This window comes from Emergencia timonensis, from assembly GCF_900086585.1.
GTDB lineage: Bacteria > Bacillota > Clostridia > Peptostreptococcales > Anaerovoracaceae > Senimuribacter > Senimuribacter timonensis.
In genome coordinates this window covers 2233500-2253495 of sequence record NZ_FLKM01000009.1, presented here as the reverse complement: position 1 = coordinate 2253495, position 19996 = coordinate 2233500, and the positions used below count along the sequence as shown (strand labels likewise).

The window sequence follows — 19996 nt, the reverse complement described above, 5'->3', positions numbered from 1 at the left end:
AAAAATTCGACGTTTCTGGCATTTTTTCTAAAAGATAAAGAGCATATACCCATATAGGGTATAAGAAGCGGGAAGAAAATAGATTTTAAAGCGGAAGTTCGCCAATATGTTTCGTGACGCGTTGGCGTCTTTCGCGGAAAGGCGGAATATAATCATGATAAACATTGAAGAGTTAAAATTTGACGAAAAGGGGCTGATCCCCGCTATCGTGACAGATGCGGAATCAAAAAAGGTGCTGACCCTTGCCTATATGAACAGGGAGAGCCTTGAAATCAGTCTTCGGGAAAAGAAGACCTGTTTCTGGTCCAGATCCCGAAAGGAGCTTTGGCGTAAAGGGGAAACCAGCGGCAATTACCAGCACATCGTCAGCATCACGGCGGACTGCGACAGAGATGCTCTAGTGGTCATGGTCAACAAAGACGGCCCCGCCTGCCACCTGGGCACGGATTCCTGCTTCAACTACCCGGTCATGGGCGAACTGCCGTCGGATTTCAGTGTAAAGTCACTTTACAAGATGCTGGAAGGCAGAAAGGCGGAAATGCCGGAAGGCTCCTACACGACCTATCTCTTTGAGAAGGGCATGGATAAGATCCTCAAGAAAATCGGAGAGGAATCCACAGAGGTCATCATCGCTGCCAAGGCGGGCGATAAGGAAGAAACTGTTTACGAAATTGCCGACCTGATGTATCATGTAATGGTGCTGATGGTGGAAATGGGCATCAGCGTAGACGATGTGATGGGAGAGCTGGAAAGCCGCCACATCATCGACCACAAAGTGAAACAGGAGAAAATGACAAAATGATATTACTAAATCCAAAGGGAAATGTAAATCTGCATACCCATACTTATTACTGCGACGGAAAAGACAGCCCTGAGGCTTTGGTGCAGCGTGCCATCGCCCTGGGCTTTCGTGCGTTGGGATTTTCCGGGCACGAATACTCCTCTTTTGATACGGATTTCTGTATGAGTCCTACTGACACAGAGAAGTACCGCGGGGAGGTTTTGGCGCTGAAAGAGAAATATAAAGGGCAGGTCGATATCTATATGGGCATCGAGCGAGACTATTTTGGCGACGGAGACGACTACCCCTATGACTATGTCATCGGGTCGCTGCACTATGTAAAAGCGGGGGACAGGTACCTGCCTGTGGATTATACGGAAGAAATCACTGCCGCCGTCGTGGAACAGTATTTTGGCGGCGATTATCGAAGCTATGTGGAAAGCTATTACGGAACTTTGGCTGATGTAGTGGAAAAGACCAGGGCTGACATCGTCGGACACTTTGACCTGATCACCAAGTTCAACGAAGGGTACAAGTATTTTGACGAAGGCGCACCGTGGTACAGGGAAGCGGCGCTTACAGCGCTGAGAGAGGTGGCTCGCAGCAAGCCGATTTTCGAAATCAATACCGGCGCCATGGCGAGAGGTCACCGGACAAAACCTTACCCGGCGGATTTTTTATTGGAAGAAATTGATCGGCTGCAGTGTCCGATTATCCTCTCCAGCGATTGTCATGACTTGGATTGCCTGGATTTTGGGTTTGAAGGAGTTATTAAGTTGTGGGGAAAAAGCTAAAAAGGGGAATAAAAATACTTTAAGATATAAAATTAAATAATATAATAAAAGTACGACATCTGTAGAACTTGTAAGAGAAGACCACATAGGAATGTTGATAATTAAGCATTTTTACATGGTCTTTTGTTGTTTAATTCAAACTAGTTTAATAATAGCATTGTGGATATATTTACACAATTATTTCTAAATACTAAATAAGTATAGAGCCTTATATTAATACAATTTAGCAATTTATTAAAATAATATTTAGAAAAATTAAACAAAGTGTCTAAAATTTGATTGACATAACATATAAATTATTATATAATTAAGAAAATTAAAAATATTGTCTATAGTATAGTGAAGAGAGTGATGCTTATGAATGTGAAAGGTAAAGAGCGTTTCAAAGTCAGGAAACAAAGAAATTTACTACTAATTGGATATAAAGAAAAATAAGTCCAAGACCTGATAGATAAAGTCTATAGACTTATACAGTAAGGAGGAATGAATAATGAAAAAAATTATAGCATTATTGATGTCTGTTACTCTAATTTTAGGCATGACTTGTGTTTCATTTGGTAATACAGACACACAAAAAGACAATCTTGTGGGTTACCCTATTCTTATAGATGAAAATTCTATTACGGCTGATGCCAATATGGAAATCACGATTGATTTATTAGAGAATGGTGGCACGCAAACAATTATCCCTTTGTTTGAGGGTGACTTGCATGTGACTGGTGGTCTTACCCCTTCTTCCATAGCAGTATATAGTGGCTATTTTCAAGTGAAAAGCTGGAAAGGCTCATACATAACCTTTGATTTAGGAATAAAATGTACGCAACCTATATTAGTAAGATATCAAGCTGACATAGAAATTCGAAACACTAATTTAATAGTGTTAAGTGAAGACAAAATGGATATTATTGGACTATCTGCTTCAAAGTCACTTGTTGATGACAAAAAAATGTACACAGGTTCAGCTAAGAAGGTTAATATAGGTGTAAAGAAAATTACAGTCGCAACAACTGCTGGTCCTATCTACAGAGATGCAATAGGAACCCCAGTTAGTAGATTATAAAAAGTTGTCGGTTAAATAAGGCATGTTGCAATTAAACAAGCTTATGATAAATATCAGAGGTTTATAAGTTGTCTCTTAAGTTGGCTGGCAAGAAATAAAAGCTCGGGTTATCCAAGCCTGTTGGTGGGCTGACTTGGGAGTCTTGATATTAGGAAACAGAAATCTTAGGAAGCTTCAATGTAAATATTGAGGCTTCCTATTTCATGTAATGAGATTCATGAATCTTGCTTAAGATGCAGAGGGTTTCCAATTTTATACCTTCCGCGTTTTCTACCGGTATGTTGTTTCAATTCAGTGACGGGTTTTAGGCAGGCCAGGATGGCAACATCGGGTCTCATAGCATAGAGGAATGTATTCCGAATGTGACCGAAGCTGCTATATCTCTGTGCACTTCTTTTGATATCCTTCAAGACACGGTTCAGCGATTCCATACGTCCAGTCATAACAAAGGAATTGATGACTGCGCCGCTGTACTTAGCACAATAGCGATTTCTTCAAATATGATATATTCGGAATGCCTGTAAATTTTGATAATATCTCCCAGAGCTGTCCGTGTACCGTCAGGATCTCCTGCATATTTTTTGTAACCTTATGTACCTTTCCTTCAACTCACTTAACGCCTCAAGATGGGGGCCATATTGAAAAGCTCACGCTCATAATCACTGACATACATGTACGAATTATTGTAATGACAGTCATTGTTGGCCTTGGCATTGCAGTTTATTGTGTCTTGGTTTGCGAGAAAGAGCCAGCGCCTTGAGGAGACAGAACTTATGCTGATAATTAAACTTAGGGGAGCGTAGTAGGAAGCAAAGTGGTCCTGAGTAGCATGTTCTGATCTGGGATCCAGAATTCTGGCGTAAGTAAGGAATCGGGATATGGTAAAACAATCAAAGGTGTTCTTCCTGTCATTGGTTATTTTATGAAAGAATTTCTTCAGATTAAGACCACTAATCATGTCCAGAAGAAAGATATTGTCAATATTTAGTCAATTGGGTGCAGATACCTTATCAATCCGGTTCATTGAAATTAGAAGTTAACTGGAAAGAGACCTTACCAACACGGTATTTTTCATTCATCTTCCGGATCTGTTCCCTTACATAAACTACAGGGACATACGTTATTTTTAAAAGTAAGGTAATTTAGGAATATAGGAAGTGCTGAAGACCAGTTGGAAGAAATTGATCTGCTGCAGTGTCCGATTATCCTCTCCAGCGATTGTCATGAATTGAGTTTTCTCGATTTTCACTTCTCAACAGTAATTAGAACATTAGAATAATTAACTGAATTTTGTTGATAATAAAATGACAATGTGATAGAATCTGAGGAGAGATATTTTATAGCTATTATGATTTTACGGAGGATGAAAATGAAGAAGTTTATTTCATTGACCCTGGTTGCTGTAATGGTGCTTTCAATGTCACTGTTTATGGCAAGCTGCGGGGGAGACGACAAAGAAGCTGGCGGAGATGCTGGAAAGGCTGACAAAGGTCTGAAGGTAACTGGTGTTATATCAACAAAGCTTGGAGATAAGTCCTTTAACGACTCAGCAAAGGCTGGTTTGGACACTTTAAGCGAACAGGGATTTGACACAAACATCGTAGAATGTAACAACGACAAGACTCAGTTCGAACAGGGCTTAAGAAACGCTGCAGAAGATTCTGATATGGTTGTTGCAGTAGGCTCAGAGTTGAACATGATTGAGTCTGTTGCAAAGGATTATCCAAAGGTTAAGTTCGTATGGGTCGACAATGTTTCTGACAATCTGTCAAAATATGATAACTTGACTTGTATTTCCTACAAACAGAACGAAGGATCTTACCTGGTGGGTTATGTTGCAGGAAAAATGACCAAGAGTGATGTGATCGGATTTGTCGGTGGAAATGATATTGCTGTCATCAATGACTTTTATGTTGGTTACAAGCAAGGTGCTAAAGCTGCTAACCCAAAAGTAAAAGTTGTTAAGAACTACACCAATGACTGGACTGACACTAACCTAGGTGCTGAATGTGGGCAGGCTTTGGCAGCCCAAGGTGCTGACATTATCTTCTGTGCAGCTGGCGGAGCAGGCAATGGCGTCATTATCAAAGCGAAAGAACTTGGCATCAAGGCCATAGGCGTTGACAAGGATCAGAGAGTGGAAATGCCGGATTATGCTGATGATATTCTTTGCTCCATGGTAAAAGAAGTCGGAAACTCTATTATCAATTTAGTTAAGAACTATGCTGAAGATGAATCCACATGGCCAGGTGCAGAGGTATTCTATGCAGGTATGGACGGTAACTATATTTCAGTAGCTTACGGTGGAAAAGACCAGAAAGTATTGGTTCCTGAAGACATCATGAAGGAAGTTGAAAAACAGAGCAAGAAGATTCAGGATGGAACTATCAAGGTTGACACGGTACTCAAACAATAACTTAAGCAATTCATTAAGTGAGGCGTGGCGTAATATACGCTGCGCCTTCGTTTTGTGACAAAAATAAAACTAAGAAATGCGAGGGAATGACTTTGCAAGACACAATAGTAAAATTTGAAAACATTTCTATGCAATTTCCAGGCGTACTGGCAAACGACAACGTGTCCTTTGATATCAAAAAGGGCGAAGTCTTTGCCTTAGTAGGAGAAAACGGTGCTGGGAAGAGTACCCTGATGAACATTCTCTATGGTATCAACACACCGACCAATGGAAATATTTATATTAAAGGAAAGAAGATGGAGAAACACACTCCTGGTGAGGCAATCGAAAATGGAGTAGGCATGGTGCATCAGCACTTCATGTTGGTACCTTCCTTTACTGTGGCACAAAACATTGCCCTAAGCCAGGAACCGAGAAAGCACAAGGTGTTTTACGACTTAAAGGCTGCCGAAAAGGCCACTCAGGATTTAGTGAACGATTATGGACTGGTGGTGGACCCTAAAGCTGTAGTGCAGGAAATCAGTGTCGGACTGCAGCAGAGGGTAGAGATACTTAAAACCTTGTATAGAGGGGCGGACATTCTGATTTTGGACGAGCCTACGGCTGTTTTGACTCCGCAGGAAACAGAGGAATTATTTAACGTTATCAGAAGGATCGTCCGAGAAAAGAACATGACTGTTATTATTATTACTCATAAGCTCTATGAGGTCATGGCCATCTCTGATAGGGTCGGCGTCATGCGCCAAGGTAAGCTAGTTGGCGTGGAGCATACCAAGGATGTCAATGAAAAAATTTTGGCTTCCATGATGGTTGGCCGTGATGTGCTCTTTGATAAGATGGAAAAGAGAGGAACCCAGGGTGATGTAAAAATTGAAGTTAAAGATTTACAAGTAGCAGACAACCGTGGTTTACTAGCTGTAAGAGGTGTAAGTTTGAATGTTCATTCTGGAGAAATCTTAGGTATCGCTGCGATTGAAGGCAACGGTCAGAGTGAGCTTCTCGAGGCTATCACCGGTATGAGGGGGATTCTCTCTGGCGAGACCTTTATAGAGGGAAGCAAGATTAATGGTATGAATCCAGGACAAATCAGAGATTTAGGCCTTGCTCATATTCCCGAGGACAGAATTTCCACAGGTGTATCTTCTACGTCCACAATTACAGAAAATTTGATTATAGGAAAAGAACGAAAAGCTAGTTTTTCAAAATATAAGATTCATCTGATGAAGTCTTCTATAGCCAGATATGCTGGAGAACTTTCCGAGAAGTTTGATATTCGAGGGGCGGGGATAGATACAGAGGTGGGCTCCCTTTCTGGCGGAAATATGCAGAAAGTGGTCGTAGCGAGGGAATTCTCTTTCGATACGCCAGTTCTAATTATCGCTCAGCCAACCAGAGGCGTCGACGTAGGCGCTATCGAATTCATTCATCAGAGCATCATCGATAAAAGAAATGAAGGCTGTGCGATACTTCTTGCCAGTGCGGATCTGGACGAAATATTCCGTCTCAGTGACCGCATCATCACCATGTACGAGGGAAAGATAACGGGTGAATTTGCGGCAGGTGAAATCGACAAGATGGATATAAGTTATTACATGACAGGAGACCGTTCTCACGATGCAGCAATAGGAGGTGAACAGGCATGAGACTTCTAAAGCAAATAGATACAAAATATATTGCATCCCTAGCTGCAAGTATTATTGTCGCTCTGTTGATTGGTGCCGTCATAATGCTTGTGACAGGCTTCAATCCAATTGAGGGATATGGTGCAATGTTAGACGGCGCGCTAGGAAGTCCTCGTGTTATAGGCAATACAATTGAAAAGTCCATGACTCTTTGCCTCTTGGGACTTGCAACGGCTATTGGCGCACGTGGAGGACTCTTCAATGTCGGAGGTGAAGGACAGCTGTTCTTTGGCGCATTGGCGGCTACAATGACTGGCCTTTGGTTTTCAAACCTTCCTGTGCCTATCGTTATCGTCATCTCATTCCTTTCTGCCGTGATTGTCGGTGGTTTCTATGCTTGGATTCCTGCCATGTTGAAGGTAAAATTAGGAGTCAGTGAAGTCATCACTACGATCATGCTCAATACGGTAGCAATCAAAGTATGTACTTATCTGGTCAACGGTCCGTGGAAGTCCAACTCTGTAGCGGTAAGCAAGGGAACTGATTACTTGCCAGATGCACTGAATTTTAGCAAGTTAATTACTGCTTCAAATTTATCTACAGGATTCATTGCAGGGGCAATCGTTACCTTTTTTATCTGGTACGTGATGAAAAAAACCAGCGTAGGACTGGAGATGAAAGTGACAGGTGAAAACTTCCGCTTCTCTAAATATTCTGGACTTCCAGGTGGCAAGATTATGGTAGGTTCTATGGTGGCCTCAGGTGCGATCTGTGGCTTTGTAGGTATGCTGCTGATTTATGGATACCAAGGCCAAATGTCGGATTCAGTCAGCAACGAATTCTATTTTGACGGTATGTTGGTTGCTATGATTATGAACTACAATCCGATTGGAATCATCATTATGAGTCTTTTCTTTGGTATCATGAGTACAGGTGCAACTATGATGGACATGACTGTGGGAATTTCTTCACAGATTTATGACATTATCTTCTCCATCATTATTTTTTTGATGGCGGCACAGAAGGGTATTTCTGTCTGGGTTACCAATAAGAGAATGCAGCAGGCAGCCAAAGCAAAAGCGAGAAAGGAGGCTGAATCAAATGTGGGAACAATTAGCAGCAATATTTAGTGTGGGACTATTTCAAAACACCATACGTAATGCGACTCCTGTCATTCTTGCCGCACTAGGTGGTCTGTTTACAGAGCATGCAGGCATCATGAATATCGGAATGGAGGGGATGCTTCTTATGGGGGCCTTCTTTGCTGTAGCATTCAGCTTCATGTTTGCCAGTGCATCGATGGGAGTGCTATTTGCAGTGTTAGTAGGCATTGCAGTAGGACTTTTTTTCGCCCTCTTTGTGGTTAAGCTGAAGAGTGATGAATTCATCATTGGGATGACTCTGAATACTTTTGCTAGCGGACTGACAATCTTTCTGCTTCGTACAGTTTACGGACAAACTGGAACATGGGTTACAAAGGAAATCATAGGACTTCCTGCTATTCAGATTCCGCTGGTTAAAGAGATACCGTTCATCGGACCAATCATCAGTGGTCATTCGTTGTTCGTATACCTGTCTTGGCTATTGGTATTCGCCGTATGGATATTCCTTTACAGGACACCTTATGGGTTTTGGATGAGAGCTGCGGGCGAACATCCGGAGGCGCTGGAGACGGCAGGTGTCAGCCCGGTCAAGATGAAGTTCCTTGCCAGCATCCTCTGTGGAATCTTCTGCGGACTTGCAGGCGCTCATCTGTCTCTAGGATATTTGAATAGCTTTACTGAAGGTATGAGCGCTAGTCGCGGATTTATCGCATTTGCCTGCGTCATCTTCGGCATGGCAAATCCGCCAAAAGTATTCGGCGCAGCTCTGCTGTTTGGCTTTTTACAGGCATTGGGTATCAGACTGCAGTCTGTAGGAGTTCCTTCGGACCTGACTGCAGCTGTCCCTTATCTCGCTACTGTTTTGATGCTGGTGTACATCACGGTAACGGGTATCTCCAGAAAGCGCAAGAGAGCGAAAAAAGCTGTTAAGCAGGAGTCTCTGTCAGACGCGGTGCCGGTAGACCAACCATAATTTCTTAAATGATTGTGTATTTTATGTGAAATATTGACATAATATTTGAAAATGGGAAAAACCCATGTTAGAATGAGATAGTCTGGTAACGGATAAAAGTATTAAAGATTAGAGGATGGATAACGTATGAAGAAAAGATTTTTTTCAATAGGCCTTATTTCAGTACTCTGCCTGACTTCCCTGTTTTTATTATCGGGATGCGGCAGCAAATTGTACAATTATGACCTTTCAGAATATGTAAAAGTAGGCGACTACAAGGGATTGGAATACAAGAAGGTTTCCGTGTCAGTCAGCGATGATGAGGTGCAGGACAAGATTAAAAGCAACCTGGAAGAAAAAGCAGAGACGAAGACTCTCAAGTCTGGAACTGTTAAAGATGGTGATACGATTGACATTTCCTACGAGGGAAAAGTTGATGGAAAGACCTTCGATAAAGGTAGCGCTGATAATCAGAGCATTACCATTGGTCAGACACCATTTATTGACGGCTTTACCGATGGACTGATTGGAAAAAAGGTCGGCTCAAAAGTCAAACTGAACCTGACCTTCCCGAAGGATTACTCTGAAAAAGACCTGCAGGGAAAAGATGTCGTTTTCGAAGTAACGATCAACAGCAAGCAGGTTGAAGAAGTGCCAGAATACAATGTGGATTTTGTAAAGAAGAACAGCGAGTATGATAACCTTAAAGACTATGAAAAGTCAGTAAAGAAGGGGCTTCTTGAAGAAAAGACGACTAAAGCAGAGACTGAGACTAAACAGAAACTGTGGGAAAAAATTATTGATAAATCCAAAGTCAAGAAATATCCAGAGGAAGAGTTAGAAGCTACCATAGAGAATCTGACGAACTCATTCAAGCAGACGGCAGAAAACTACGGCTATGAATGGAAAGATTATCTCGACGCTGTAGGTTATACAGAGAAAGAATTCAGCAAGACCGTCAAGAAATATGCAAAAGAAAAAGTTCTCAACGATATGGTCTGCTACTATATCGCTGAAAAAGAAGGTCTGGAAGTGACTGACAAGGAATACGAAGATTATATGGAAAATCTTATGAAGAGTTCAGGTTACACAGAAAAGACTTTCAAAGAACAGTTCAAGATGACCATTGAAGAATACTGTGAGCAGGAAGGCTATAGAACTTCCCTTCTTCTGAACAAAGTCATGGATAAAGTCATGGACTATGGAAAAGAAGTAAGCAAGTAATTCACAAAAAAATTAGAGAAATTTGTTGCAAAAGACCAAATTGTATGATACACTCTTTTACGTTAGTTTGTATTTCAGACAATTTGGTCTTTTTGATTTGTAAAGATCTGGTAAGACAAACTAACTCTCTGGAGAGTACCGCAAGGTCGCCGAAGGTTTAAGCGAATGGGCATAAGCACCCCATACGTGATATCTCAGGCAAAGAGGACAGAGCCAATAGTTAATCTAAATAGCTTATGTCATCTCTCTAGAGCCGAATTGTATAATTCGGCTTTTACTTTTGCCCGAATTTGGATCTACTGCCGATAACGGGTACAGCGAAATATTGAAACCAAGAGGAGATGAAAGAATGAATTTAACAGAAGTTTTAAAGAGTATTGACGATTTTGTCTGGGGCATACCGCTCATTGTACTAATTATGGGTACAGGTATCCTTTTGACGTGTAGAGTGAAAGTGGTCCAGGTTAGAAAACTGGGAAAAGCCCTGAAATTTATGCTGACCAATGAAGAAGGAGCGGAGGGTGAAGTCACCAGCTTCGGCGCTTTCTGTACAGCAATGGCGGCCACCATCGGTACAGGTAACATCGTAGGCGTGGCTACGGCAGTAGCGGCAGGCGGACCAGGCGCCCTATTCTGGATGATCCTGGCAGCATTCTTTGGCATGGCGACCAAGTATTCAGAAGGTCTCTTAGCCGTAAAATATAGGACCATAGACGAAGAAGGTCATGCTTTGGGAGGTCCTTTCTATTACATCGAAAAAGGAATGGGGGCCAACTGGAAATGGCTGGCTAAGCTTTTTTCGATTTTTGGTGTAGGCGCAGGCCTTTTGGGCATCGGCACCATTACACAAGTTAACGGAATCGCTTCTGCTGTAAAGAACTTTGCTGACCCTGACAGCCAGCACATGATTTCCCTGTTTGGCGGGGAGTACTCCATTGCAACGGTAGCGGCGGCAGTAGTCGTGGCAGTTGCTACAGCCTTGGTCGTCATCGGCGGCATCAAACGTATTTCCAGCGTGACGACCATTATCGTGCCATTTATGGCAGTGATGTATGTTGTCATTTGTCTTTCTATCATCATCTATCACATTAAGGATTTTCCGGCTGCAATTGTCGAAATTGTCAAATCCGCCTTTGGACTTCGAGCTATGGCTGGCGGAGCGCTGGGCGCTATGATGGTAGCAATGCAGAAGGGCGTTGCCAGAGGTATCTTCTCCAATGAAGCTGGTCTCGGCAGTGCGCCGATTGCGGCTGCAGCGGCGAAGACTAAGACCACGGTGAGACAGGGCCTGATTTCTATGACAGGAACCTTCATCGATACCATCGTCATCTGTACGATGACCGGTACTACTTTGATTATGACCGGCGCTATGGATCAGGGGCTGGAAGGGGCAGAATGTACTGCTTACGCTTTTGGACAGGGTCTGCCTTGGAGTCAAAGCACGGGCGCTTTCGTTCTGATGCTCTGTCTGGCATTCTTCGCCTTTACTACGATTCTCGGCTGGGACTATTATTCAGAAAGATGCCTGGAATATCTGGTAGGAAAGAAAAAGAATGTGCTTATGACCTATAAATGGATTTACATACTAGCGGTTTTGATTGGACCATTCCTGACAGTAGAAGCGGTATGGACGATTGCAGATATCTTCAATGGCCTGATGGCAATTCCTAATCTAATCGCCCTCGTGGCGCTCAGCGGCGTTGTCGCAAAAGAAACAAAAGAATATTTTGAGAAAGAAGCACATATGAAAATCAGCGCGTAACATTTGACAGCCGTACTTTAACAAAAGAAGTACGGCTCTTTTAATTCATAAGAAATTGCAAGAACGCAATTCCTATGAATTTAAAAGCGGGGTGTGCAGAGGAGTGGGGACAGCCACTTTTTATTAGTATCGATGCATAATCCCTTTGACCGGCGAATATATATATTCTTGTATACGAACGATAGGATGGAGGGACAAGGAATGCTGAGTACGGACAAACTGAAAAACAAAGAAGTGATCAATATTCACGATGGAAGAAGCTTAGGATTTATTTACGATATAGAGGTGAATTTGGAAGCGGGGACCATCGATGGTATTGTAATACCGGCAGAAAAAGGTATCTTTCGATTTTTTGGCAGCAGAGAAGATGATTTCGTCATAAAATGGGACAGGATTAGAACCATCGGCGATGATGTAGTCTTAGTAGATTTAGATACGTTTTGATAAATTCTGTGGAAAATAAACACAATATGTAGTACAATAATGAATATTACAATTTTTACTTGTAGATAAACAACGGGAGGGACAAAATGAGATGTCCATATTGTGAAAATCCAGATACGAAAGTAATTGATTCAAGACCGACGGAGGAAGGACATGCCATCAGAAGGAGAAGGGGCTGCGAAAGCTGCGGCAAGCGTTTTACCACATATGAAAAAGTAGAAGAATCTATCATTATGATTATAAAAAAGGACGGCCGCAGGGAAGCCTTTGACCGCGGAAAGGTGATGAACGGTATCGTCAAAGCTTGCGAAAAAAGGCCGGTATCTATGGCTGAGATTGAGAGAATTGTCGATGAAATCGAACGTGGTCTCAACAATATGATGGAAAAAGAAATTGACAGCACCTTTATCGGGGAATTGATTATGGATCAGTTGAAAAAGGTAGACGAAGTGGCTTATGTAAGATTTGCTTCAGTGTATAGACAGTTCACAGATGTCAATACTTTTATCAAAGAAATCGAAAAATTGATCGGTAACAAATAGGAGACGAAGATGGAAGATATGATTAGAATCGCAGTAGATGGACCTAGCGGAGCGGGTAAAAGTACCATTGCAAAGGCTGTAGCACAGAGACTGGGTATCGACTATATCGATACAGGAGCGATGTATCGGGCCATCGGGTATAAGATGCTGAAAAAGGGTATCAATGTCGATGATTTGGAAGGCATACAGCGACTTTTGGATACGACTGAAATTGATTTTTCCAAAGGGGATATTATCTTGGACGGCCAGGTAATCAATGACTTGATTCGTACACCGGAAATATCAAAACAGGCTTCCAGCTGTTCGGCAGTAGGTATCGTCAGGGAGAAGCTGGTGGACCTGCAACAGAAAATGGGACGAGCAAAGAGCGTAGTCATGGACGGTCGGGATATCGGTACCGTCGTCTTCCCAGATGCGGAATACAAATTTTTTATTACCGCATCGCCTGAGGAACGGGCCAAACGCAGATATAACGAACTGATAGAAAAAGGGCAAAAAGTGAACTACGATCAGGTTTTGGCAGATATTACGGACAGAGACCATAACGATTCGACCAGAGAAATCACGCCTCTCAGAAAGGCGGAGGATGCCATAGAAGTAGATACGACGAACATGACCATAGAAGAAGTCATAGAATATATTTGTAAGGAGATGAAGTAATTATGGCAGTAGTCAAACCATTTAAAGCAGTGCGGCCGGCAAAGGACAGAGCAGACAAGGTAGTCGCACTGCCTTACGATGTCATGAATAGGAAAGAAGCCGTGCAGATGGCAGCAGGCAATCCATGCAGTTTCCTGCATATCAGCAGAGCAGAGATCGATTTGCCGGAGATGAAAGATCCTTATGACAAGTCGGTCTACGAGAAAGCAAAACAGAATATCGAAGAGAACCTCGACAGCGGCGTTTTTATCGAGGAGGAGAGGCCTGCTCTGTACATCTACAGGCAGCAGATGAATGGACGCCATCAGACAGGAATCGTTGGCTGCGTCAGCATCGACGATTATGAAAATAACATTATTAAGAAGCATGAGTTTACAAGAGTGGAAAAAGAGATAGACAGGATCAATCACTTCGATGTCTGTAATGCGAATACGGAGCCTGTCTTTTTGACATATAGGGATAATTTGAAAATTAGAACATTGATAGAAGGCTATATACAGGGACGAGAGCCAGAATATGATTTTGTCTCAAGAGACGGCGTTGGCCATACGTTATGGGTGATTGATGACAACGATTTAATCAAATCTCTCTGCGGACTTTTCGATCAGGTGCCGGACTTCTACATTGCTGACGGACATCATAGAAGCGCATCGGCATGTAAGGTGGGGGAACTGAGACGGGAGCAGCATCCGGATTATACTGGAGAGGAAGAGTTTAACTTTTTTATGGCAGTGATTTTTCCAGACAAGGATTTGCGCATCTACGATTATAACAGGGTCGTCAAAGATTTGGCAGGATACACAAAAGAAGCGTTTCTGCAAAAAATCGCTGAGGCAGGCTTTACGGTTACCGATGAAGGCAGCATGCCGTACAGACCTGACGCAATCCATGAATTCTCCATGTATTTGGAAGGCCATTGGTATAAGCTGGTCTGCGAAGAACGAATCATCCCTGACGATCTCATTGGCGCACTAGACGTTTCTATTTTACAGCAAAACCTTCTGGCGCCGATTCTTAAAATTGAAGATCCGCGCATAGATCAGCGAATTGACTTTGTGGGAGGAATCAGAGGTTTAAAGGAATTGGAACGGCGAGCGACCCTGGATATGAAAGTGGCATTTGCGGTATATCCGGTGTCCATGGAGGAGCTGATGAACATCGCAGACCATGGAGAAATCATGCCGCCAAAATCCACCTGGTTTGAACCAAAGATCGGCAGCGGCTTATTTATGCATAGACTGTAGAATTTTGTGACGTTGTTGCCCGGTTATAACAGATGTCAGGCGTTTTGCCTTGCATTGAATCAGTTTAAAAGCGTAGGACTGTGATATCTGAAACAGGCTCCTACGCTTTTTATTTTGAATGATATTCGTTTTATGATAGGCTAAAGCTTTTCAATTTCTTCCATGGAAAGACCAGTAATTTTTAATATCAAAGACGGTCCAATTCCTTCAGCCTTTATTTTCAAGGCAACTTCTTTTTTGCTCTGATTCTTGCCTTCGACAAACCCCCCATTCTTGCCCTCGGCATAAGATTTCTCTTGATCAAGCCGCATCTGTTCTTCCAGTGTCATCAGTCTCCGCCTCTATTCTGAAGTATTGAAATTTTCCACCCGGCAATGAAGTGCGTGGATGAATGTATCATTCTCCGGCACCTCCATATCGTTTACATAATTGAAAAAAGGTATCAGCTCGAGGGGTGTGTTTTTCCTTGAACACGTTGTATTTACTATTATTTTAAAGGAACTGTCTCCGTATGGCAAGTTGTTTTTGCTGTCATAATTCTGGAAACTGAAGTTCGCAAATTTTTTTCCATGGTAAAATTCTTTCAATAAGTCCCTTGCATAAATCCATATCCTGCATGACGAGACTGAACATGAGATCCTCCTTGATTGTGAACTGTATACTTTCCTTGTTCTTCTCCATATATCTGTATCGATCCTTTCTATCATGTATTGTAAATATATTACAGTAAATAATTGTAGATGAAATCAGTTTTGAAAAGATGAGAAAGAATACATCGAGTATGCAGCAGAATGTCGTGTATAACAAAAGCCTTTGAAGGTAAAAATATCTTTAGAGTTTTTCATTTCACGGAGAGTTTGGGAGGATTTTATGAAGAAAAGGGTCAGAATCGTATTTATACTCAGCATTGTCGTTTTAGCAGGCCTTTGTGGCAGACTGTATTATATTCAGGTCATGTGTCATGAAGAGCTTGAGAAAGGCGCCCAGGGACAGTATGCTATCCAAATTCGAAGTGAGGATGCCAGAGGAACAATCTATGACAGAAATCTTGTCAGGCTGACTGACTCCTGCTCCAGCTATTATTACTTACTGAATAAAAAAGACTGTACTGTGAAGATGGAAACCTTAATCAGCCAGATTGGCGGGCAAATTGCGGGTACAAAAGGGGACAATTACGTAGTATATAAGGCACAGAAATTTGATCGTTACGTCAATGAAAAACTGGTCAATGATTTTGGCGCTTATGTTTTTTGCGGCAGCAGCAGATATGATGAAAATCAAATTGCGGCACATCTGATCGGATATCTAAACGATTCTGACAGCACAGGCGTCTCTGGCCTGGAAAAAATGTTCCAGGACCGTCTGGCCTCTTCTCCAGCAGTCGTATCCATGATGGGAAATGGTATTGGTGAGCCAATCAAAGGCATTGGAATAACTGAACAAGGGACGGGAGATAAAGTAAATCCTTCTGCTTTGGTGACCACAGTGGATGCAAATCTGCAGAAGAAAGTAGAAGAGATTCTCAACGATAACGATGTTTCAGGCGCTGTTGTCGTACTCCAGGTTAAGACTGGACAGGTTATGGCTATGGCTAGCTCACCGGTATTTGACCCCAACCACTTGGACAGCTATCTGACTTCTGAAAATGGCGAATTAATCAACAAAGCGATACAAGGTTTATATCCGCCAGGGTCTGTCTTCAAAATCGTCGTAGCGGCAGCTGCCCTTGAGAGCGGCAGCATCTCAATGGATGATACCTTTGACTGTAAAGGGAAAGTGACCATAAACGGCGTCGATTTAATCTGTGAAGAAAAACAGGATGGCCACGGTACCTTAGATCTGGGCCAGGCCTTTGCAAAGTCGTGTAACTGCTATTTCGCCCAGCTAGGCAAAAAGACCGGCTCTGAAAATATCATCGAGATGGCGCGCCGCATGGGTCTTGGAAAGACAACGATAGCGGGATTTCCCGATGAAGAAGCCGGCAGTTTCCCAGATGAAAGTGAAAGAGAGTACAGCGGCTTATCCAATTTATCCATAGGCCAGGGCAGTCTTTTAGTTACGCCGATACAGATTGCTAAGATGACCAACATCATCGCGAACAAAGGAATTGATCACAATTTATCCGTCATCATGAGCCAGCAAAATGAAGAGGATGCGGGGCAGAGAGTTTTAACTGAAGCGACTGCTACAGAAGTCGGTGAAATGATGGAAAGAGTCATGGTGGAAGGTACCGCTGCCGGCAGTCAGACCCATGTGACAGCAGCCGGAAAAACAGGCTCTGCGGAAGCAGGCGGCGGAAATAACGAAACTGTGCACGGCTGGTTTACAGGATATTTTCCAGCCGAAAATCCAGAATATACCGTGACGGTCATTGCTGAGAATGGAAAAACAGGAAGCAGTTCTGCACTGCCAGTCTTTGAAGAAATTGTAAATTATCTTTATTGATTTAGAGAGACGATAGTTCCTAATACGCATTTACTCTTTTGCGCAGAAGGAAGAGGATGTTAAGGTAACTTGATACAATGACGCCCCAAGTTCTGGCTATATTCAGAACTTGGGGCGTCATTTGATTACTTATTCATATTTTTCCAGCTCAGATCGGAGCTTTGACAGAGCCTTTTTCTCTATTCTGGATACGTAGGAACGGCTGATATCCATGGAGGCAGCGATCTCACGCTGCGTCCTCGGACCTTGACCATCAAGACCGTAGCGCAGATTTATTATTTCTCGCTCTCGGGGCGAGAGCACTTTGTCGATGACTCCATATAACTCGCGAACCTGAAATTTTAAGTTCAGATTGTCGACGATTTCATCAGGGTCGGTACCGAGAATATCGTTAAAGCTGATTTCGTTTCCATCTTTGTCAATACCGATTGGCAGACTGATAGATACTTCTTGCTTATTCTTCTTTGAAGTCCTGATACTCATCAGTATTTCGTTTTCTATGCATCTGGCAGCATAAGTTGCAAGCCTTGCTGCTCTTTTACTTGTGTATGTATTGATTGCTTTTATCAACCCAATGGTACCTATGGAAATCAAATCCTCCTGGGACGTATTAGGGCCGGTATATTTCCTGGCAATGTGAGCGACGAGACGGAGATTTCTCTCTATTAGGACGTCTTTCGCGTTGGGGTCGCCAGCTTCCATCAGCTCTACGTATTCTTTTTCTTCATTTTCGGATAGTGGCAGTGGAAAGGAACTGCTCATATATGTAACCCCCTCTTCGAATTATAAACTATATGCGAGAAGAAGGGGTAAAGTGCATGGCTACCTAAAAAACGGCATGGACCTATTTCAGTTCAAATGACATGCAGTCTGTACACTCGTACATTGTAGGGTTTGCTTCGTGGGTTCCAACTGTGATGCTGTTAAGAGAACAACAGTCAGTATCCTTCGAATGGTTTTTGCACTGGGTAACTGTGCACTTGATGTGTGAATTAGCATTACAACTCATATTAACTACCTCCTAAATTGTTTTTACTGTATTATTTTGCCCGTTAAAGCGAAAAATATTAAGGTCTTTTGCTTGTAAGAAAAGACAAATAATGATATAATTTAACGTGATATTTTGCGATTAATTCAAAAACTGTTATTTTGTAAGGGTGTGGCAAATTTTATTCGCATGGAGGAAGAAAATGCAGATAAAATTATTGCCAGAAAATGAAAGACCTGTTGAAAAAGCGTGCATACTAGGAATAGGAAGATTAACGAATTCTGAATTACTGGCTTTGATTATTCATACAGGCACCAAGAACAAGTCAGCCATCAGGCTGGCAGAAGATGTGCTTGCTTTATGCCCGACAGGGATTGGCAGGCTAGGCGAAAGCTCCTTGGAAGACTTGATGGAAGTGGACGGGATTGGAACAATGAAGGCGTGCACTATTTTGGCGGCCATTGAGCTGGGGAAGAGAATAGCAGCCTCTCCCGTAACTGAAAAAGTCTCCATTGAGAGTTCTGACGATGTTGCCAGAATGTTCATGGAGGAACTGCGATACATGAAGAAAGAACACTTCCGATGTGTGCTCGTCAACGCAAAGGGGGAGATTATCACCGTAGATGAAGTCTCTGTGGGAGAACTGTCCAGCACGGTAGTTCACCCGAGAGAAGTTTTTAGTCAGGCAATCAGGAAAAGCGCTGCTGCTGTCATCTTTGTTCACAATCATCCAAGCGGAGATCCCAGTCCCAGTCAGGAAGACATACAGACGACCAAAAGACTGACTGACAGCGGGGAACTATTGGGAATCCGAGTTTTGGATCATATCATCATCGGTGATGGGAAATTTTCAAGCATGAGAGAAATGGATCTCATCGACTAAGCATTATTGAAATTTTGGAGGTAATATAGAATGTTTAATTTATTTTCGGCAAAGGACATGGGAATTGATTTAGGGACTGCAAATACCTTGATTTACATAAAGGACAGCGGTATCGTGCTCAACGAGCCTTCTGTCATTGCCATGGACAGGAGAAGAGGCGTCACTCTGGCTGTCGGCTTTGACGCGAAAGACATGATTGGCAAAGCGCCGAGCAATATCGATGTGGTGCGGCCGCTGCAGGACGGAGTCATCTCTGATTTTGACAGAACTGCGGACATGCTGAAAGCCTTTATAGAGAAAGCGGTGTCAGCTAACAAAGTAAAAAACTTCAGAGTGGTCGTCGGCGTGCCCAGCGGTGTAACAGAAGTTGAAAAGAGAGCCGTAGAAGAAGTTGTCAGACAGATGGGCGCATCAGAGGTCTACATACTGGAAGAACCTATGGCGGCAGCAATCGGCGCTGGTTTGGACGTTGACAGTTCTACTGCCTGCATGATTGCCGACATTGGCGGCGGAACCACTGACATTGCTATCATCGCTTTGGGCGGTATCGTGGCCAGTTCCTCTATCAGGCATGCTGGGGATAAATTCAATGATGCGATTATTCAATATATGAGAAAAAGACATGCCCTTCTGATCGGAGAGAAAACGGCAGAACATCTGAAGATTGCAGTAGGTTCCGCTTGTCTGGATATCGATGAAAATGGGGATGAAATCATAGAATCGGTAGAAGCTAGTGGCAGGGATATTATTTCCGGACTGCCAAAGACCCTGGAAGTGTCCAACCGTGATATCATGATTGCACTGCAGGAATCCATCGACATCATCATCGACGGCGTCAAGTCAACCATCGAAAAAGCTCCGCCAGAAATCGCTGCCGATATCGCTTCTAATGGAATGATCCTTTCGGGAGGCGGCGGCATGATTCATAATTTAGACATGGTCATCGAAAAGAGAACCGGTATGAAAGCCAGAATTGCAGAGAATGCGTTTGAAGCTGTAGCACAGGGGACCGGTATGAGTCTCAACGATATTGAAAAGTTGAAAATTTATGCAACGAGTATAAATAGAAGATAGGA

At 42.8% G+C, this 19996-nt stretch carries 19 protein-coding genes and 1 riboswitch; of the genes, 16 read left to right on the top strand and 3 right to left on the bottom strand.

Annotation, left to right across the window (positions count from 1 at the left end; all coding sequences use genetic code 11):
* The first annotated feature begins 154 nt into the window (after positions 1-154).
* From hisIE to BN6539_RS21445, 13 genes are all read left to right on the top strand, one after another.
* Positions 155-802 (top strand): bifunctional phosphoribosyl-AMP cyclohydrolase/phosphoribosyl-ATP diphosphatase HisIE, encoded by a 648-nt coding sequence (hisIE, locus tag BN6539_RS21505; RefSeq protein WP_067543208.1) that lies wholly within the window; start codon positions 155-157, stop codon positions 800-802.
* On the top strand, positions 799-1575 hold the full coding sequence (locus BN6539_RS21500; protein WP_067543205.1) for a histidinol-phosphatase: 777 nt from the start codon (positions 799-801) through the stop codon (positions 1573-1575). The genes hisIE and BN6539_RS21500 overlap by 4 nt, the downstream gene beginning before the upstream one ends.
* Positions 1576-2065: 490 nt before the next feature.
* Positions 2066-2635 (top strand): hypothetical protein, encoded by a 570-nt coding sequence (locus BN6539_RS21495; protein WP_067543202.1) that lies wholly within the window; start codon positions 2066-2068, stop codon positions 2633-2635.
* 1369 nt (positions 2636-4004) lie between these two features.
* Positions 4005-5051 carry a BMP family ABC transporter substrate-binding protein gene (locus BN6539_RS21490; RefSeq protein ID WP_067543199.1) on the top strand — a complete coding sequence of 349 codons (1047 nt, stop codon included), beginning with the start codon at positions 4005-4007 and terminating at the stop codon, positions 5049-5051.
* Between the two features lie 128 nt (positions 5052-5179).
* On the top strand, positions 5180-6694 hold the full coding sequence (locus BN6539_RS21485) for an ABC transporter ATP-binding protein (protein ID WP_242869445.1): 1515 nt from the start codon (positions 5180-5182) through the stop codon (positions 6692-6694).
* Positions 6691-7803, top strand: a complete 1113-nt coding sequence (locus BN6539_RS21480) for an ABC transporter permease (protein ID WP_067543193.1) — start codon at positions 6691-6693, stop codon at positions 7801-7803. The genes BN6539_RS21485 and BN6539_RS21480 overlap by 4 nt, the downstream gene beginning before the upstream one ends.
* Positions 7775-8749 (top strand): ABC transporter permease, encoded by a 975-nt coding sequence (locus tag BN6539_RS21475; protein ID WP_067543191.1) that lies wholly within the window; start codon positions 7775-7777, stop codon positions 8747-8749. Before BN6539_RS21480 ends, BN6539_RS21475 begins: the two co-directional genes overlap by 29 nt.
* Before the next feature lie 126 nt (positions 8750-8875).
* The gene (gene tig / locus BN6539_RS21470; RefSeq protein WP_067543188.1) at positions 8876-9952 is read left to right on the top strand and encodes a trigger factor; all 1077 of its coding nucleotides are present in this window, start codon (positions 8876-8878) and stop codon (positions 9950-9952) included.
* 118 nt (positions 9953-10070) lie between these two features.
* A riboswitch (glycine riboswitch) is annotated at positions 10071-10173 on the top strand.
* A gap of 128 nt (positions 10174-10301) precedes the next feature.
* On the top strand, positions 10302-11714 hold the full coding sequence (locus tag BN6539_RS21465; protein ID WP_067543185.1) for an alanine/glycine:cation symporter family protein: 1413 nt from the start codon (positions 10302-10304) through the stop codon (positions 11712-11714).
* A gap of 201 nt (positions 11715-11915) precedes the next feature.
* The gene (locus tag BN6539_RS21460; protein WP_067543182.1) at positions 11916-12158 is read left to right on the top strand and encodes a PRC-barrel domain-containing protein; all 243 of its coding nucleotides are present in this window, start codon (positions 11916-11918) and stop codon (positions 12156-12158) included.
* Between the two features lie 86 nt (positions 12159-12244).
* Positions 12245-12700 (top strand): transcriptional regulator NrdR, encoded by a 456-nt coding sequence (nrdR, locus tag BN6539_RS21455; RefSeq protein ID WP_067543179.1) that lies wholly within the window; start codon positions 12245-12247, stop codon positions 12698-12700.
* 9 nt (positions 12701-12709) lie between these two features.
* Positions 12710-13360: a (d)CMP kinase gene (cmk, locus tag BN6539_RS21450; RefSeq protein ID WP_067543176.1), complete on the top strand. Its 651-nt coding sequence runs from the start codon at positions 12710-12712 to the stop codon at positions 13358-13360.
* A gap of 2 nt (positions 13361-13362) precedes the next feature.
* The gene (locus tag BN6539_RS21445) at positions 13363-14604 is read left to right on the top strand and encodes a DUF1015 domain-containing protein (RefSeq protein WP_067543173.1); all 1242 of its coding nucleotides are present in this window, start codon (positions 13363-13365) and stop codon (positions 14602-14604) included.
* 140 nt (positions 14605-14744) lie between these two features.
* Here the strand turns inward: BN6539_RS21445 and BN6539_RS21440 are convergent, their stop codons facing one another.
* Positions 14745-14933 (bottom strand): hypothetical protein, encoded by a 189-nt coding sequence (locus tag BN6539_RS21440; protein WP_067543170.1) that lies wholly within the window; start codon positions 14931-14933, stop codon positions 14745-14747.
* A gap of 541 nt (positions 14934-15474) precedes the next feature.
* Between BN6539_RS21440 and BN6539_RS21435 the strand changes: the two genes are divergently transcribed.
* Positions 15475-17049 carry a peptidoglycan D,D-transpeptidase FtsI family protein gene (locus tag BN6539_RS21435; RefSeq protein ID WP_067543167.1) on the top strand — a complete coding sequence of 525 codons (1575 nt, stop codon included), beginning with the start codon at positions 15475-15477 and terminating at the stop codon, positions 17047-17049.
* Positions 17050-17178: 129 nt separating this feature from the next.
* Here BN6539_RS21435 and sigK read toward each other — a convergent pair whose 3' ends face one another.
* On the bottom strand, positions 17179-17811 hold the full coding sequence (gene sigK / locus BN6539_RS21430) for an RNA polymerase sporulation sigma factor SigK (RefSeq protein WP_067543164.1): 633 nt from the start codon (positions 17809-17811) through the stop codon (positions 17179-17181).
* Between the two features lie 82 nt (positions 17812-17893).
* Positions 17894-18058, bottom strand: coding sequence for a DUF1540 domain-containing protein (locus BN6539_RS22045; protein ID WP_074038153.1), 165 nt, complete (start codon positions 18056-18058; stop codon positions 17894-17896).
* A 181-nt stretch (positions 18059-18239) separates the two neighbouring features.
* Here BN6539_RS22045 and radC point away from each other — a divergent pair, with 181 nt between their 5' ends.
* Together radC and mreB are read left to right on the top strand one after the other, a co-directional pair.
* The gene (gene radC, locus BN6539_RS21425) at positions 18240-18920 is read left to right on the top strand and encodes a RadC family protein (protein WP_067543160.1); all 681 of its coding nucleotides are present in this window, start codon (positions 18240-18242) and stop codon (positions 18918-18920) included.
* Positions 18921-18950: 30 nt separating this feature from the next.
* Positions 18951-19994, top strand: a complete 1044-nt coding sequence (gene mreB / locus BN6539_RS21420; RefSeq protein ID WP_067543157.1) for a rod shape-determining protein — start codon at positions 18951-18953, stop codon at positions 19992-19994.
* Positions 19995-19996 lie beyond the last annotated feature (2 nt).